Here is a 14,593-nt window from a genome sequence, read left to right as displayed (position 1 = left end):
ATGAAAGTAATTGTGAAGAACAGCCGCTAAGAACAGTAGCTAAGACAGTTATTACGACATCTCGAGAATATTAAAAAGGGTGAATAACGAATTTGTTATTCACCCTTTTTTTAGCTTTATTAGACTTACGAATGATTAAACCTAACGCTTTACACGGTTAAAGTAGGCGTTGGCTTTCCAGCTGTTTTTATATTGAATGCAGCAATACCGAGGACAATAATACCACCTGCGATACCAGTGGTAATCTCAGGATAAATCAATAATAAAGCGCCAATAGCTAAGATGACACGAGTCACCGTATTCATACCGCCTCTGAAGTAGCCTTCAAGTGCCGAGCTCAGTGCAATGACACCTGTCACTGAAGTCGCTACCACTGTAATGATATCTACAATAGGTGGCAGCGGGAAATCTTTTGCTGTAACTGCCAAACCGGTTGGATCTATCATCAACATCGTTGGATTATAGATAAACATGAACGGCACGATGAATCCCGCGAGGGCAAGTTTGAGGGACAAGAACCCTGTTTTCATCGGATCTCCACCGGATATACCTGCACCCGCAAAGGCTGCAAGACACACAGGCGGTGTAATATTGGCAAAGATACCAAAATAGAAAACAAACATGTGCGCTGACAAGATTGGAATATCAAAACCGGCCAATGCTGGCGCAGCCATCGTCGCCGTAATGATATAGGCAGGAATAGATGGCAGTCCCATGCCCAAAACCATTGATGCCAACATCGTTAAGATAAGCGTGAAAAATAACGACCCTGCGCCTAGCGTAACGATAGAGGATGTCATTACTGTACCAAAACTGGTCAGACTCACAACTCCAATGATAATACCAACAACAGCACAGGCCGCCATGACTGCAAGTGACTGACGCGCACCATCTTCTAATGCACCCAAAATATCAGAAAAGCTCATGCGCGTTTCGGCGCGTAGCATACTGATCACAACGGTAAAACCAATGGTATAAGCTGCTGCATATCCCACAGGTACGTTTCTGATTAATAAGAAAATCAAGAAGACAATCGGCAATAGCATATGACCGCGGGCTTTTAATACTTCTTTTACCGCTGGTAGATTTTCTTTAGCAATACCTTTTAGATCACGACGTCCAGCGCGGAAATGCACCTGCGCGATGACGCCTAAATAGTACAATATCGCTGGTAATAATGCTGCTAAGGCAATCGTGCTATACGGCAAGCCTGTTGTCTCAGCCATAATAAAGGCACTGGCACCCATAATCGGTGGCAAGATCTGTCCACCAACCGAAGCACTGGCTTCAACTGCACCTGCGAAATCTTTATGATAGCCGACCTTTTTCATCAACGGAATGGTAAAGGCACCCGTACTAACCACATTGGATAAAGCTGAGCCGTTGATACTGCCCATAAAGCCACTAGAGATAACCGCTACTTTTGCAGGTCCGCCCTTTTTATGACCAGCGATGGCCAATGCTAAATCATTAAATAACTGCCCCATTCCCGAGCGTGCTAAGAATGCACCGAAGAGAATAAATAAGAAGATAAAGGTAACCGAGGCACCAATCGCAACAGAGTACAAACCTTCTGTTTTCAAGAATAATTGACCAAAGATATCACCCATATCATAAGGGCGAGTCAAAAGTCTGTCAGGCATAAAGTCTAAATGACTGACAAATGGATAGGCCAAAAATATGCCGGCCAAGATTGGCAAAATCCAACCAGTGATGCGGCGACTGCCCTCTAGTACGCAGACTACCGTAATCAAGGAAAATATCACATCGACCTGATTGGCCATACCGCCACGCGAGGTGACAATATCTTGATACTCATAGATGAGATAGCCCATACCGGATAGAGACAAGGCAAACCAAATCCAGTCATACCATGCCACTCGCTTACGACTGCTTTTTTTGCTGGCTGGAAAAATTAGGAATATCAATGCAAAACCAACGCCCACGTGTACAGAGCGCTGTAGCAATGCTGGCATTGGATTAAAAGTGATATATAAATGAAACAGTGAATAGAGTATACAAATGCCAGCGATAAAATATTTTACTGGTCCTTGAGTGATATGACGCGTGATTGACTCTCGGTCATATTTTTCCAATACTGCTCGGTTGACCGCATCCGCCTCAGCATCGTTATCAACTTGAGCATCTGGCATGATAGTCACACTACCTTGATCCGTCACTTGGGAGTTCATGACAAAAGTCCTTTTTAAATCTATCAATTAAATCATACGTCTTAGGCATGATCACCACTTCAGAATAGTCTGGCACCCACTGGTGAATCAAGAAACGATGACCACCATAATTCATTTCACCTTTGGTCAGTCTAGATACGACCCAATTAAGGCGAGGCAGTTTTTCGTTGATTTGATAACCCAGATAGCCAGGCTTTTGTATAGGAGCGAGCATTTCGGTGGAGGGTGTCCCTGCACCGAACGCTTCAAAATAGGTCGTGGTCAATAACAGCTCAGCACCTTCTGTACTGCTGCCGTCTATGCGTTGATACTGCTCTTCCCACCACTGTTTTTCTACAGAATGTATCCAACGTAGCTGAAAGCCAGGCTCAGTGAAGTAACAAACCTTATCATCAGCACCGTCTACGCCTGCGACTCGCACTTCCACGACAGACTGAAGCGTAGAGCCTAACCATAACGTAAAAAAAACCAGCGCTGCAATAAATGCCGCGCCAGTTGATAACCATAATGAATTACTTGGCTGCTTGTTCGTCATAGTACTTTTTAGCTCCAGGATGGATTGGGGCTACCATGCCATCACGAGCGGTTTCTAGACTGATATCATTGGCCGCTTGGTGAGCTGTTTTTAGACCATCTAAATTATCGAACAATGCTTTGGTTAGTTTATAACCATCTGCTTCAGATAGGTCAGAGCTAACCAATAGTGCATTCATAATTGCAGCAGTTGGTACGGCTGTTTCGTTGCCATAAGTGCCAGCAGGAATCTCAAAGGTTTTGAAGTAAGGCTTGGTCGCAATGATTTCTTTTAGCTTGTCTTGGTTGATAGTGACAATCTGTAAATCTAAGCCTTGCTCTAGCTCCATCAAAGATGAGTTTGGTAGACCGCTGCTAAAGAATGCCGCTTCGATCTTACCTGCTTTCATACCATCAGCGGCTTCAGCAAAGCCTAGATAATCAACGGTGACATCATCATATGTGATACCAAACCCTTCAAGTAAAGTACGAGCATTGACTTCTGTACCAGAACCTTGATCGCCTACCGCAATGCGCTTGCCTCGTAAATCTTCAATGTTTTTAATACCAGATTTTTTTGAGGTTACGATTTGCACCACATTAGGGTACAAAACAGCAATCTGTTGAATGTTAGTGATTGGCTGCTCAAAGTTGTTTTTACCTTCGACAGCATCCGTCACCACGTCACTCAGAGCCAAGACCATGTCGACCTTGCCTTGGGTCAATAGATTGACGTTTTCAACTGATGCACCAGTAGTTTGAGTTTTTGAGTTTACGCCAAAAGTTTTGACATAGACTTCAGACAATGAAGTACCAATGATGTTGTAAGGGCCAGACGCACCGCCAGTAGCGATGGTCAAAAACTTAGTATCAAGCTTATCTGCTGCAGTATCTGTTTCCGCGCTATCTGCAGATGCAGTATCACTGCCTTCTGAGCTTGGAGATGAGCATGCAGTTAGACCTAACGCAGCACTCAACATAGCTGACAAAAGTAACGGGGATTTTAAAGAATTAAGCATTGAATTCATCCTTGAAGTGATCGGTTTTATACGTTTAACAATATCCGTATTTATACATAAATACGTTACAGACGAGTAATAATATAGTAATTCTATCAATAAATAAACCTTAGCTTACTTTCTCTTTTTCTTTCAATACCTTATATTTAAAGCTATCAGAGAAAATATAGGGCATTCATTAATTAAGCTAACATATATGTATGTTTTGCTATGCGAAACAAAGTTCCATTTAATAAATATTAAAACAAAAATCGTCGCTATTGTAAACCTTTATCTATATCTGGAAAATATTGTCACATCGCATTATTTCTTAAGAATTTTTAGATATAGCAAATTAATGAGAATTCTCGATTTATAACTATAAGGGCAAAAGTTCTGCTATATTTTATCTGAGCTATTTTTGGTTCAGGATGTTACATGGCACTAGTCTGTGTCTCTCTTTTGTTAACCCATTCGGATAGTCCTTATGACAATACCCCACACGGAAGTACTGGCAACGTTATCTGCTGATATTGCTATCATCGGTGGCAGCGGTCTCTACCAAATGTCATCGCTGACCAACAAACGCAGTGTGACGATACAGACGCCTTATGGCAGTCCATCTGATGATATTGTCTTAGGTGAGCTTGAGGGAGTGACAGTCGCATTTCTAACACGGCATGGTCAGGGCCACAGACTGACCCCGTCTGAAGTGCCTTATCGTGCCAATATCTATGCGCTAAAAACGCTTGGGGTACGCTATATCGTATCCGTATCAGCAGTTGGCTCATTGCAAGCGCATCTTAAGCCATTAGACATGGTCATTCCAGATCAAATGATTGATATGACTAAGCAGCGAGCGAGTACTTTCTTTGGCGAAGGTGCCGTCGCTCATGTGTCGATGGCAGACCCACTATGCCCTGTCCTAGCAGACATCTTGACGCGCGCTTATGACCAAGCAAATATTGTAGAAGGTAGCAGTCATTTTAAGGCAACTTATGTCTGTATCGAAGGGCCTCAATTCTCAACTCGGGCAGAGTCAGAATGGTATCGTCAGATGCAGGCAGATATTATTGGCATGACCAATATGCCAGAAGCCAAATTGGCACGTGAAGCCAGTATTGCTTATGCCACGTTAGCTCTGGTGACAGACTTCGACTGTTGGCATCCGACGGAAGAAGCCGTCAGTGCCGACTATGCGATAAAAAACCTAATGAAAAATGCGGACAATGCTCAAAAAGTGATACAGAAAGCCGTGGCTTTGATTGCTGCCGAACTACCTGAGTCAATCGCCCATAATGCTCTTACACAAGCATTGGTCACACCTATAGATGCGATGAACGAGCATACTAAAATCAGACTGGCCGCCTTGCTAGCGTAATCTTGATATTTACTCTCCATCTTAAACTGACTACTGCTAATCGGTTTAGTCTTAATCTGACTTCAATCAAGTCAAAAAAGGCCATTAACTAAAATAATGGCCTTTTCTATAATTTAGCATGTATATTCGAAATTTATACTAAATACATCACTTTAATGTTAACAACAACCACCTGCACCAGATACTAACATCATAGGTTGAGTAAATGGCATTAGCTCACCGCAGCCCGCAAAAATACCGTAGTGGCGACTGTCATCACCGATAAACTCAAAATGCGGCGCAAAGCGCGATTCTTGCAGCATGCGAAACGTATTGCCACATACTGGAAATACCCGACCAGCTTCGATAGCATGATGTTTATCGAGATCAAAACGATGCGGGGACTGCTCGATAGTTCCTTTATATATCACCGCTTGTCCGTAATCTTCGCAAGCATCCTCAAGCGAGTCAATTTTAAATAAGCGGTAAGTTGCAGAGAAAAACTGAATATCACCAATTTTAGCCGCCAAAGCAGGATCTGTAATCTCAAGTGGGCGATCTTCAACCAAACGTACGTCTAAGAATCCTGCATCTCGTGACAAACGGTTAAAATCCTTCCAATACAACGCGCCGCTCAAACATTCGCCATATAAAACTGGGTCATCAATTAAGTGTTGCGGGATACGGCGATCGGCATAGACATCAGAAAAATAAAACTCTCCACCAGGTTTCAGCAAACGCTGCACACTGGCCATGACCGCAGCTTTGTCTGGTGATAAATTGATAACACAATTGGAGACGATAATATCAAAGCTATTAGCCTCAAGGTCTAACTCATCTAGCTTTTCAATATAACCGTGCAAAAATGTCACATTATCATAGCCAAACTTATCGACATGATAGGCTTGATGCTGTCTGGCAACGGCTAGCTGTTCATCGGTCATATCAACACCGATTACGTGGCCACTCTCACCAACCAATTGTGCCAACGCATAGACATCTCGGCCTGAACCACTGCCCAAATCTAAAATTCTGCAGCCTTCGAGCAGTGCTGGACATACCAGACCACAGCCATAATAGCGATTCAACACTTCATCATGAATGTTTGCGAGTAATGGCTTGAGCCACTCAGGCATATTGCTAATATCACAACAAGCCGAAGTCTTTAAATCATCGGTACTCTGTAACTCTTTGCCATAATAATTTTGCACGACGTCATGCATAACAATATCCTTATTGAATGTGCCATCCAGTTAAAAATCTTAGTAAATCATTTTAGAATATACAACTACGTTAGTGAGTTTATTGACCTAGTTATTAACTATGCGTTATCAGCTATTATCGACCTTAATATTGATGTAAGAATCTAGCCAGCCTGACGGTAAATGCACTAGATCTTTAGGCTCATCAATATCGCGCAAAGGGTCAAATAGTGCCAGTGTCCAACCTAGTGCCTCCATACGCTGCTTAGTGACAGCAGCAACACTAGCTGTACTCCAAACAATGTCCGAAAACAAGCTTGCATCAACCTCTCTAAATCCTAACAGTACATAACCACCATCAGTCGCTGGAATCATGACCGCATCATGCTGGTTTAGCTGCTGTACCGCTGTCTGAATACATGCTGACGTAAGACTAGGACAGTCCGTACCAATTAACACAACCTTTTTAAAACGTTGCAATGCGCGCTGACTGGCTATCAACATACGCAAACCCAAATCACCGTCGGCCTGCGTAGACCAACGCAACGAGTCAGGCAAATCAAGCGCTTGCCAGCATGGATCTGTTGGTGCTGGACTCACACATAACTCAACGGAAAAACCCGTATCAATAGCCTGATCAATACTATGCAGTAAGAATTGCCTTGCCATACATGCAGCGCCATCTATACCCAGTGCTGGCTGTAAGCGGGTTTTTGCCTTATTGCGCGCTGGATATTTTGCAAAAAGAAGGATGCAGGTATCTTGCTGTCTTGCAGATAAATCAGCTGTCACTATAACGGTCTCTCAATTAGTCAAATGCACCAGTATGAACTCTTTCTTATCTTGTCTATCATGTTGATAAATCAAACAACTTCATTACTTATAGTAGCGTTGCTTTAAAACATCAGGCGATACGCCGCGCCAATAATCAAAGCGCAAATGCCACATCAAAAAAATTGTCTGCCATGTACCATGCTGCTGCCAACGCCGCGCTGAGGTCGTGACTTTGCTTTTTAGACAAGCTGGTCGAGCAATTTTCTTTAGACGTTTACAGAGCTCAATATCTTCCATCAATGGCTGATCAGGATAGCCACCAATCTGTTCGAACACGGATTTTTTGATAAATATTGCTTGATCGCCAGTGGCGATACCCATTAGACGTGAGCGCTGATTTATCATTAATCCGACGATTTTTAACAATGGCTCACGACTATCTAAACGGACATCAAAACGTCCCCAGTCATACTGAGCTACTGCCTGTTGAACGTTGTCTATCGCGTCAGCTGGCAGCTCGGTATCGGCATGTAAAAATAGCAACACGTCACCTGTTGCTAACATAGCGCCCGCATTCATCTGCTGTGCACGCCCTACCGTAGAGTCGATAATACGCCAGTCGATAGCTGATTGAGCAACCTCTGTACTTTTGAGCAAATTGTTGGCGATAGCAACCGAACCATCCACTGAACCACCATCGACCAATATCACTTGCTGCGGTGCTGGATCGAGACGGACAATATGAGCCATAAGCTCAGGCAAGTTGTCCGCTTCATTTAATATCGGAATGATGATGGAGAGTTTCAATGAATATACCGTCACGTTAATCAACTAGTAGGATTAAAAACTGGCTTATTTTTTATTCAAATTCCAGTTGTAGTCGGTATAGCTTATTTTTATCTTGCCTTGTTTGAGATCTGCTGTCTGAGCTTTGCTCAATCCTAATGACGAGCTATAACGACCTAAAAACCCTGCCAAATCTTTTGTACCGCGCCAGTTGGTTGCAAAATCTTCTTTATACCATTTAAAAATTGGTGACACTCTTAGCGTATCGCCTTTGAGACTATTGCGGCTACTGTCTGCTAAAAACTTAGACGTTGCCTGCTCTAACTGACTGTCTAAACGCTTGCCGGTAAAGGCATCATCTTGCAATGCAGGGCAACCGATACTGGCACAATTGACCGCAAAATGAATGCGCGGATCGTTGTAGCGTTTAGAGCCACGAATCAGGTTGTGCTCGATATCATCAAGTGAGCGCGTCTTACCGAGTAGCGAAACAAACTCTTGCTTCCATGGTGACCCAAACAGTCCGCCGATATCTTTGATAGATTTAACATTTGGATATTTCGTCAATACCAAATCAACCGTACCAGCGTTATAAACGTTGATTAAAAATGCCAACTGCTCGTTTTTACTCCAACGATTGAACTCTGATTGAGACACTTTGCTCGTCGCCTCTAGATAGCTTGTCAGCTTACTTTGATCTGCTTTCATGCCAGCATAATTGACCACTGAAGCTTTACCACCGTTGGTCATGGTCACATGCTTATTTAATAAACCATCCCAACTCTGATGGTTAAAGTCAGCATGAGCGGCCACACTTGCTAATAAAATAGTCGTGGCAATCACTGGTTGTGCGAAAAATGTCTTCGCTGAAAAATTAAATACTGACATAAGGCTTACTCCGTTTACACTGATTGTTTTTTATTTATGTTTTTTTATCTATGCCAAAAGTACTTATATTGAACGACTAAGGCGTGTCTACTAACGCTGGTTCTACTGCCTCTTCTTCTAACGCGCCGCCACAGCTACTGCCCTGTCCTGCTGTACAGCCATAGCAGTGGTCAGCAATGGCGATGTCATCACCAGAAGGGTTTTGCGTTAACAAATCACTTAGGTGTCGCCGTGACTTGTTTGGAACAGGAATTTCTAACTGCTGATTGAAATCACAATCAAACAGCTCACCCAACCAATTGACACTAATGGTCGAACGGCACATAACCTCGGCCAAATTAGCAGCCATATAATTAGCTTTGAGCAAATCTATATACGGGTGGAACTGTTTTTTTGCCAATAGCACCGCACCAAACCGCTGAATCGGCATGTTTGTTAGGGCAAATAAATGATTAAACTCGATATCAAAGTGTACTTTTAGCTCACGCTTGTAATCTGCTTCAAGCTGCTGTTGATTGGGCGGCAGCGTCGCACCTTGTGGGTTGTAGACCAAGTTTAATGTTAAATCTGAATCAGGCTTGCCATAGCCCAACTGATTGAGCTTCTGCAATCCTAATATACTGTCATCAAACGCACCTTTACCGCGCTGTTTGTCTACGTTTTCTAAGGAATAACAAGGCAAAGAAGCCACCACTTCCACTTGGTTGTCTGCTAAAAACTGCGCCATATCCTCATAACCCTCTTCCATAAGAATGGTCAGGTTACAGCGGTCTATCACTTTGACGCCTAATGCCCGAGCGGCCTTGACCAAATACTTAAAATCCTCGTGCATCTCAGGCGCACCGCCTGTCAAATCAAGCGTATCGATATTTTGTGCTTGCAATACTTCTGGTATCAACTCGACCAATTCACGCGACATCATCTCGGTACGATAAGGGCTGGCAGCCACATGACAATGTACGCAAGACATATTGCATAAATAGCCCATATTCACTTGCAATATGGTCAGTTGACGTCGTTTTATCGCTGGAAAATCCGTATGCTCAAGTAACTCAATTGTTGATTTCATGGTGGTCTAAAATCCTGTTAGCAGTACAACTAAAAAAGGATAGCAACGTAAAATTAAAGATTAGAAAACAAAGGTAGCGCATTGCTTTTACTGTTTATTTTTAATATTTACAACGTAAAACCTGATTGCTTACTTTACGGTTTATCTAATCAATCATACCTGATTATGAATACGCATTGATGACTAATCAGATGGATTTTATGGTTTATTCCAAATGAGCATTAACCCTTATCCGCCTCTATGAAGCGCTTATCAATATACTTTTTGAGATGCCATACCCAGCGACCTTGTAGATTTATATTGCCCCAACTACCAATGGCATATTTATCGCCGCACGATAGCAGGTATAGCGTGCGTGACTTTGGCTGATAGCTCTTCATTACGCTATCTTGTAGATAAGCCAACAAATTATCGGCTTCGACAGCACCGCCATGCACTGAGTGAACCCCCGAATGCGCCACGTATTTATCGATTCGTGTCGCCACATCACCAACCGCAAACACATTAGGATGAGAGACACTTTGCTGCTTATCGTTTACCGCGACAAACCCATTACCTTCTATCTCCAAATCCGTAGAAGCCGTCCATGCCGAGCCTATGACGCCAGTCGCAGCGATGACAGCATTTATAGGCAATGATTTATGCGTGGTCGATAATTTACCATCGCGATAATCCGTTGCTCGTTCTCGAATTACCGTAATACCATGACGATCTAGCTGCTTAACAACTCGGTGACGAAAGCCCGAATTAAACCCTGACAAGAGATTCTCGCCGCATACTAATGTCACCTGATGGTTACGGTTGATGTTCCGTAGCGCGACTTGGGCTGCCATGACCAACTCTATGGCCGCAGCTCCTGCCCCAATAATAGCCAATTGATACCTTTCAGACTGTTGAGTATCTTTTAGAATCTGCTGCCATTGAGTGATAAATGTTGATAACGGTCGTATAGCAATCACGTCAGTATTAGCATAGGTATTAACAGCGCCAACATCACTATCATCACTATCGCTTTTATGCTCGTTGTAGCCATTGTGGTCACGTAGCCAACGCATGTCTGTATCTGCGCCCGTATTTAAAGACAAGACATCGTAATCAAAATTCGTTTGTTCATCGCCAGTCGTAACCACCTTGTTTGACGCTGCGTTTACTTGTACAAGCGACTGCTGAATAAAGCGCACACCTGCTCGCACACAGAGCGATTTGATATCGATACTGATATCATGCAGCTGATAATGCCCTGCCATCCAACCCGGTAACATGCCAGAATAGATGGTTTGCGGCTGCTCACTAATTAAGTGAATGTCTGCCTCTATCGTATCGGCATCCTTTAAACGCGCGGCGCTAAGTCGGCGTAATATACCAATGTGAGCGTGACCTGCGCCTGCCAATAGTAGTGTCTTTTTCGGTAAAAATTTCGTCATAGATGATTTTATCAAGGTGGTTAGTTGCTGTTAGTGTTTGATCGAATGTTGATTGATATAAATGACTTTAAAAACTCATTTAAAAGTATCATATAAATAAGACCAGTCTGTTGCGGGCAAACAGTAAGAGCGTAAATGGCTTATGTGATTCATGTGGCTTATACGGATTCAATCATAGTTACTGCTTTAACCGTTATTAGTAGAATGAGATTTTGTATAACTGAATTAAAATCATAAAATAAGGTGAAATTATTTATCATCGCCCAGTACAATAGGACATTATAAGAGCCGCATGATAAATTGCGTTGCTTGACCCATTATTTGAGAAACATCGTCAAAACCGTTAATGAAAATTATAAGTAATCAAGGAACATTACATGAGCACCAACATCGATACCAGTAACGATCACATTTTGTCTTCTGACAATATTCACTACTTGCATCATGACTTTTTTGAACCAAGTAGCAAAGACGTCGAGATTAGCGCGACTTTATTGATTGTGCATGGCATGGCAGAGCACAGCGGTCGCTATAGCGATTTTGCACAGTTTTTGGCAGATAATGGTATCGCTGTGGCCACTTACGATCATTTGGGTCATGGACAGACTATCAAGACTGAAGCCGATCTCGGATTTTTTGGTGAGGAGCATCCAGTACAGTCGCTATTAAAAGACGTAATTGTGATGGCCGATAGCCTAAAAGACCGTCATCCAGACGTTCCGCATTTTGTGATGGGTCACTCGATGGGCTCATTTATCGTGCGTAACGTACTGAAACATCATGCGCATAATTTCACAGGCGCCATCCTAATGGGTTCCGCAGACGCCAACCCACTGGCCAAGGTGTTATTACCTATTAACAAGCTACTGGCCAGAGTCGCTCCAAGACAACCGAATACAGTTTTTGCCAAGGTGATGAATAAAGTCCTTAACAGCCAACTATCTGATCGCAATTCGTCCTCACAGTTTGCGTGGCTCAGTGAAAATACCGCAAACATTGAAGCCTATGAAGCCGATCCTAAGACTGGTTTTGACTTTACCAATAATGGCTTTATGACATTGTTTACGCTCATGGATACTGGACTGAATAAAAACTGGGCTACTACTATTGCCAAAAACTTCCCGATGCTGTTTATTAGCGGTGAAGATGATCCGATTGGTGAAATGGGTCGCGGTATACGTAGGGTTGTCACGCGTCTGGACAAGCGTCATTTCAGTCATGTCGATATTCAGCTGTATCCTAATATGCGCCATGAAGTGCTGCACGAAAAGGATAAACAGACCGTTTATCAAGACATTTTAGAGTGGATAGAGACCAACACGACAGACGATTAAATCATGATAAAGGAGTCGTTTTGAGAGGATATTTAAAAACGACTCCTTTAATATTGTCATAATAAGACCCTCAACGCGTTTGCTAAAAGTGGTCAAATTAGCGACAATACGGCAAGCAAGTTTTTGGACCAAGCCATACCTTGAATTTTCTTTAGGCTGGGTCATATAAGTCTTTAACCATAACATTAAGATCACCCTCCCTTTCATTCATTTTAGGAACCTTTATGTCATTACAACAAACCATCGAACAAGCTTTTGAAAATCGCAACGAATACAGCCCAGCTAATATGCCACAAGACGTGCGCGATGCTATCAATCAAGTACTTGAGCAACTAGATAACGGTAGCCTGCGCGTAGCAGAAAAGAAAGATGGCGAATGGGTCGTCAATCAGTGGGCCAAAAAAGCCGTACTATTGTCTTTCCGCCTAAACGACAACTACGTCCAAGCCGCTGGCGAACACGTACAGTTCTATGACAAAGTTCCAACTAAATTTGCTAACTGGACCGAAGCACAGTTTAAAGAAGCAGGCGTACGCGTTGTACCACCAGCTGTCGCGCGTAGAGGTTCATTCATCGCAGCAGGCGCAGTATTGATGCCGTCATACGTCAACATCGGTGCCTATGTCGATCAAGGTGCGATGGTTGATACATGGGCGACTGTTGGTTCATGTGCTCAAATCGGTAAAAACGTGCATCTGTCAGGTGGCGTTGGGATCGGCGGTGTATTAGAGCCATTGCAAGCAAACCCTACTATCATCGAAGACAACTGCTTCATCGGTGCGCGCTCTGAAATCGTTGAAGGCGTTATCGTTGAAGAAGGCGCGGTCATCTCTATGGGTGTCTATATCGGTCAATCGACGCGCATCTATGATCGCGAAACTGGCGAGATTCATCGTGGCCGTGTACCAGCAGGTTCTGTTGTCGTACCAGGTAGCTTACCGTCAGAAGATGGCACGCACAGCTTGTATGCTGCTATCATCGTGAAAAAAGTTGACGCGCAAACTCGTGCAAAAACATCAGTAAACGAGCTATTACGCCTAGCCTAAATATTTGGCAAGTACCGTTGTTTATTGAATAATATTGTTTTATATGAAGATGCTGGAGGATGTCTCCAGCATCTTTTTTGCAGCTTAATATAACGCGTTACGTTATAATCCTCTTTTAGTTTGTCTTTATACAAACACAAAATCATTCGTACCATCCCCTGCCTTTTTATTACGATTGATAAGCGCTTCATCGCCTTATCGACCTTTAACTGTATTTGAAATATTATGAGTGAATCATCATTACGCACCGCCGCTATCCCTGTCACTGACCCTGAAGCAGGGTTACGTCTGACTGAGATTTTTTATTCCTTACAAGGTGAGGCAATCACTTCAGGCTTGCCGACGATATTTGTACGTCTAACAGGCTGTCCGCTGCGCTGCGTCTATTGTGATACCGAATATGCTTTTACTGGCGGCGAACGTCAATCATTAGAAACCATCATAGAAACCATCAAGGGTTATCCGTGCAAGCGCATCTGTCTAACGGGCGGTGAGCCATTAGCACAGCCAAATGCCATTGAATTGATGAAACGTTTGCTGAGCGATGGGTATGAGATATCCCTTGAGACCGCAGGCGCACTCACGGTAGAAAACGTGCCAGCAGCAGTCAGTAAGGTAATGGATCTCAAAACGCCAAGCTCAGGCGAAGTCGATAAAAATCTATGGTCAAACCTCGACTATCTCACTCAGCATGACCAAATCAAGTTTGTCATTATGAATCGTACAGATTACGACTGGGCAAAAGCTAAATTGACCGAGTATAAGCTAAACGAATTGGTCGGTACGGTATGGTTCTCGCCGATGTTTAATGTCGCAGATGATATCGATGAACAGCTCAGCCCTGAAGTACCTGTATTGGCGCGCGAGCTAGCAGAATGGATGTTGGCTGATGCCTTACCAGTTCGCTTTCAGCTGCAATTGCACAAAATCATTTGGGCAGATGCCAAAGGCAAGTAACTATCCGCAAGTAACAAACAGAAAGTAACTATCAGCAAGTGTGAATACGT

General features: G+C 43.2%; 13 protein-coding genes. 4 read left to right on the top strand and 9 right to left on the bottom strand.

All coding sequences use genetic code 11. From position 1 onward, the window contains the following. Positions 1 to 149: 149 nt before the first annotated feature. The 3 genes from ACI2IW_RS03700 to ACI2IW_RS03690 are packed head-to-tail and all read right to left on the bottom strand — an operon-like array spanning position 150 to position 3,724. The gene (locus ACI2IW_RS03700) at positions 150 to 2,153 is read right to left on the bottom strand and encodes a TRAP transporter permease (protein ID WP_404692982.1); all 2,004 of its coding nucleotides are present in this window, start codon (positions 2,151 to 2,153) and stop codon (positions 150 to 152) included. 10 nt (positions 2,154 to 2,163) lie between these two features. Next, positions 2,164 to 2,727: a DUF1850 domain-containing protein gene (locus tag ACI2IW_RS03695; RefSeq protein WP_404692687.1), complete on the bottom strand. Its 564-nt coding sequence runs from the start codon at positions 2,725 to 2,727 to the stop codon at positions 2,164 to 2,166. After that, positions 2,705 to 3,724, bottom strand: coding sequence for a TAXI family TRAP transporter solute-binding subunit (locus ACI2IW_RS03690; protein WP_404692686.1), 1,020 nt, complete (start codon positions 3,722 to 3,724; stop codon positions 2,705 to 2,707). The genes ACI2IW_RS03695 and ACI2IW_RS03690 overlap by 23 nt, the downstream gene beginning before the upstream one ends. 466 nt (positions 3,725 to 4,190) lie before the next feature. Between ACI2IW_RS03690 and mtnP the strand changes: the two genes are divergently transcribed. Then, a complete protein-coding gene (gene mtnP / locus ACI2IW_RS03685) occupies positions 4,191 to 5,084 on the top strand; it encodes an S-methyl-5'-thioadenosine phosphorylase (RefSeq protein WP_404692685.1) in 894 nt (297 codons plus the stop codon). A gap of 158 nt (positions 5,085 to 5,242) precedes the next feature. Here the strand turns inward: mtnP and ACI2IW_RS03680 are convergent, their stop codons facing one another. The 6 genes from ACI2IW_RS03680 to ACI2IW_RS03655 all read right to left on the bottom strand — a co-directional run bounded on the left by ACI2IW_RS03680 (position 5,243) and on the right by ACI2IW_RS03655 (position 11,206). Further along, positions 5,243 to 6,286 carry a methyltransferase domain-containing protein gene (locus tag ACI2IW_RS03680; RefSeq protein WP_404692684.1) on the bottom strand — a complete coding sequence of 348 codons (1,044 nt, stop codon included), beginning with the start codon at positions 6,284 to 6,286 and terminating at the stop codon, positions 5,243 to 5,245. Between the two features lie 108 nt (positions 6,287 to 6,394). Then, the gene (locus tag ACI2IW_RS03675) at positions 6,395 to 7,057 is read right to left on the bottom strand and encodes a TIGR04282 family arsenosugar biosynthesis glycosyltransferase (protein ID WP_404692683.1); all 663 of its coding nucleotides are present in this window, start codon (positions 7,055 to 7,057) and stop codon (positions 6,395 to 6,397) included. A gap of 84 nt (positions 7,058 to 7,141) precedes the next feature. Next, positions 7,142 to 7,846, bottom strand: coding sequence for a TIGR04283 family arsenosugar biosynthesis glycosyltransferase (locus tag ACI2IW_RS03670; protein WP_404692682.1), 705 nt, complete (start codon positions 7,844 to 7,846; stop codon positions 7,142 to 7,144). A gap of 45 nt (positions 7,847 to 7,891) precedes the next feature. Further along, on the bottom strand, positions 7,892 to 8,713 hold the full coding sequence (locus tag ACI2IW_RS03665; RefSeq protein WP_404692681.1) for a DUF547 domain-containing protein: 822 nt from the start codon (positions 8,711 to 8,713) through the stop codon (positions 7,892 to 7,894). A gap of 76 nt (positions 8,714 to 8,789) precedes the next feature. Further along, positions 8,790 to 9,782, bottom strand: a complete 993-nt coding sequence (arsS, locus tag ACI2IW_RS03660; RefSeq protein WP_404692680.1) for an arsenosugar biosynthesis radical SAM (seleno)protein ArsS — start codon at positions 9,780 to 9,782, stop codon at positions 8,790 to 8,792. Positions 9,783 to 10,003: 221 nt separating this feature from the next. Beyond that, complete coding sequence (locus ACI2IW_RS03655; protein ID WP_404692679.1) at positions 10,004 to 11,206, bottom strand: FAD-dependent oxidoreductase; 1,203 nt, start codon at positions 11,204 to 11,206, stop codon at positions 10,004 to 10,006. 377 nt (positions 11,207 to 11,583) lie between these two features. On the opposite strand from ACI2IW_RS03655, the gene ACI2IW_RS03650 reads away from it, so the two are divergent. The 3 genes from ACI2IW_RS03650 to queE all read left to right on the top strand — a co-directional run bounded on the left by ACI2IW_RS03650 (position 11,584) and on the right by queE (position 14,543). Further along, the gene (locus ACI2IW_RS03650; protein ID WP_102092363.1) at positions 11,584 to 12,540 is read left to right on the top strand and encodes an alpha/beta fold hydrolase; all 957 of its coding nucleotides are present in this window, start codon (positions 11,584 to 11,586) and stop codon (positions 12,538 to 12,540) included. Positions 12,541 to 12,764: 224 nt separating this feature from the next. Then, complete coding sequence (gene dapD / locus ACI2IW_RS03645; RefSeq protein ID WP_057760881.1) at positions 12,765 to 13,586, top strand: 2,3,4,5-tetrahydropyridine-2,6-dicarboxylate N-succinyltransferase; 822 nt, start codon at positions 12,765 to 12,767, stop codon at positions 13,584 to 13,586. A gap of 225 nt (positions 13,587 to 13,811) precedes the next feature. Beyond that, entirely contained in the window at positions 13,812 to 14,543 is a 732-nt protein-coding gene (queE, locus tag ACI2IW_RS03640; protein ID WP_296211543.1) for a 7-carboxy-7-deazaguanine synthase QueE, read from the top strand. The last annotated feature ends 50 nt before the right edge of the window (positions 14,544 to 14,593 follow it).

It is taken from the genome of Psychrobacter sp. NPDC078501 (assembly GCF_044900935.1).
GTDB lineage: Bacteria > Pseudomonadota > Gammaproteobacteria > Pseudomonadales > Moraxellaceae > Psychrobacter.
Note: the sequence above shows the minus strand (reverse complement) of the source record. Positions and strands in the feature narration are given on the sequence as shown.

Bases quoted from the DNA above. Each gene is read 5' to 3' on its own strand.
- ACI2IW_RS03700 (WP_404692982.1), bottom strand. From the start codon at position 2,153: ATGCCAGATGCTCAAGTTGATAACGATGCTGAGGCGGATGCGGTCAAC.
- ACI2IW_RS03695 (WP_404692687.1), bottom strand. From the start codon at position 2,727: ATGACGAACAAGCAGCCAAGTAATTCATTATGGTTATCAACTGGCGCG.
- ACI2IW_RS03690 (WP_404692686.1), bottom strand. From the start codon at position 3,724: ATGCTTAATTCTTTAAAATCCCCGTTACTTTTGTCAGCTATGTTGAGT.
- mtnP (WP_404692685.1), top strand. From the start codon at position 4,191: ATGACAATACCCCACACGGAAGTACTGGCAACGTTATCTGCTGATATT.
- ACI2IW_RS03680 (WP_404692684.1), bottom strand. From the start codon at position 6,286: ATGCATGACGTCGTGCAAAATTATTATGGCAAAGAGTTACAGAGTACC.
- ACI2IW_RS03665 (WP_404692681.1), bottom strand. From the start codon at position 8,713: ATGTCAGTATTTAATTTTTCAGCGAAGACATTTTTCGCACAACCAGTG.
- arsS (WP_404692680.1), bottom strand. From the start codon at position 9,782: ATGAAATCAACAATTGAGTTACTTGAGCATACGGATTTTCCAGCGATA.
- ACI2IW_RS03655 (WP_404692679.1), bottom strand. From the start codon at position 11,206: ATGACGAAATTTTTACCGAAAAAGACACTACTATTGGCAGGCGCAGGT.
- ACI2IW_RS03650 (WP_102092363.1), top strand. From the start codon at position 11,584: ATGAGCACCAACATCGATACCAGTAACGATCACATTTTGTCTTCTGAC.
- dapD (WP_057760881.1), top strand. From the start codon at position 12,765: ATGTCATTACAACAAACCATCGAACAAGCTTTTGAAAATCGCAACGAA.
- queE (WP_296211543.1), top strand. From the start codon at position 13,812: ATGAGTGAATCATCATTACGCACCGCCGCTATCCCTGTCACTGACCCT.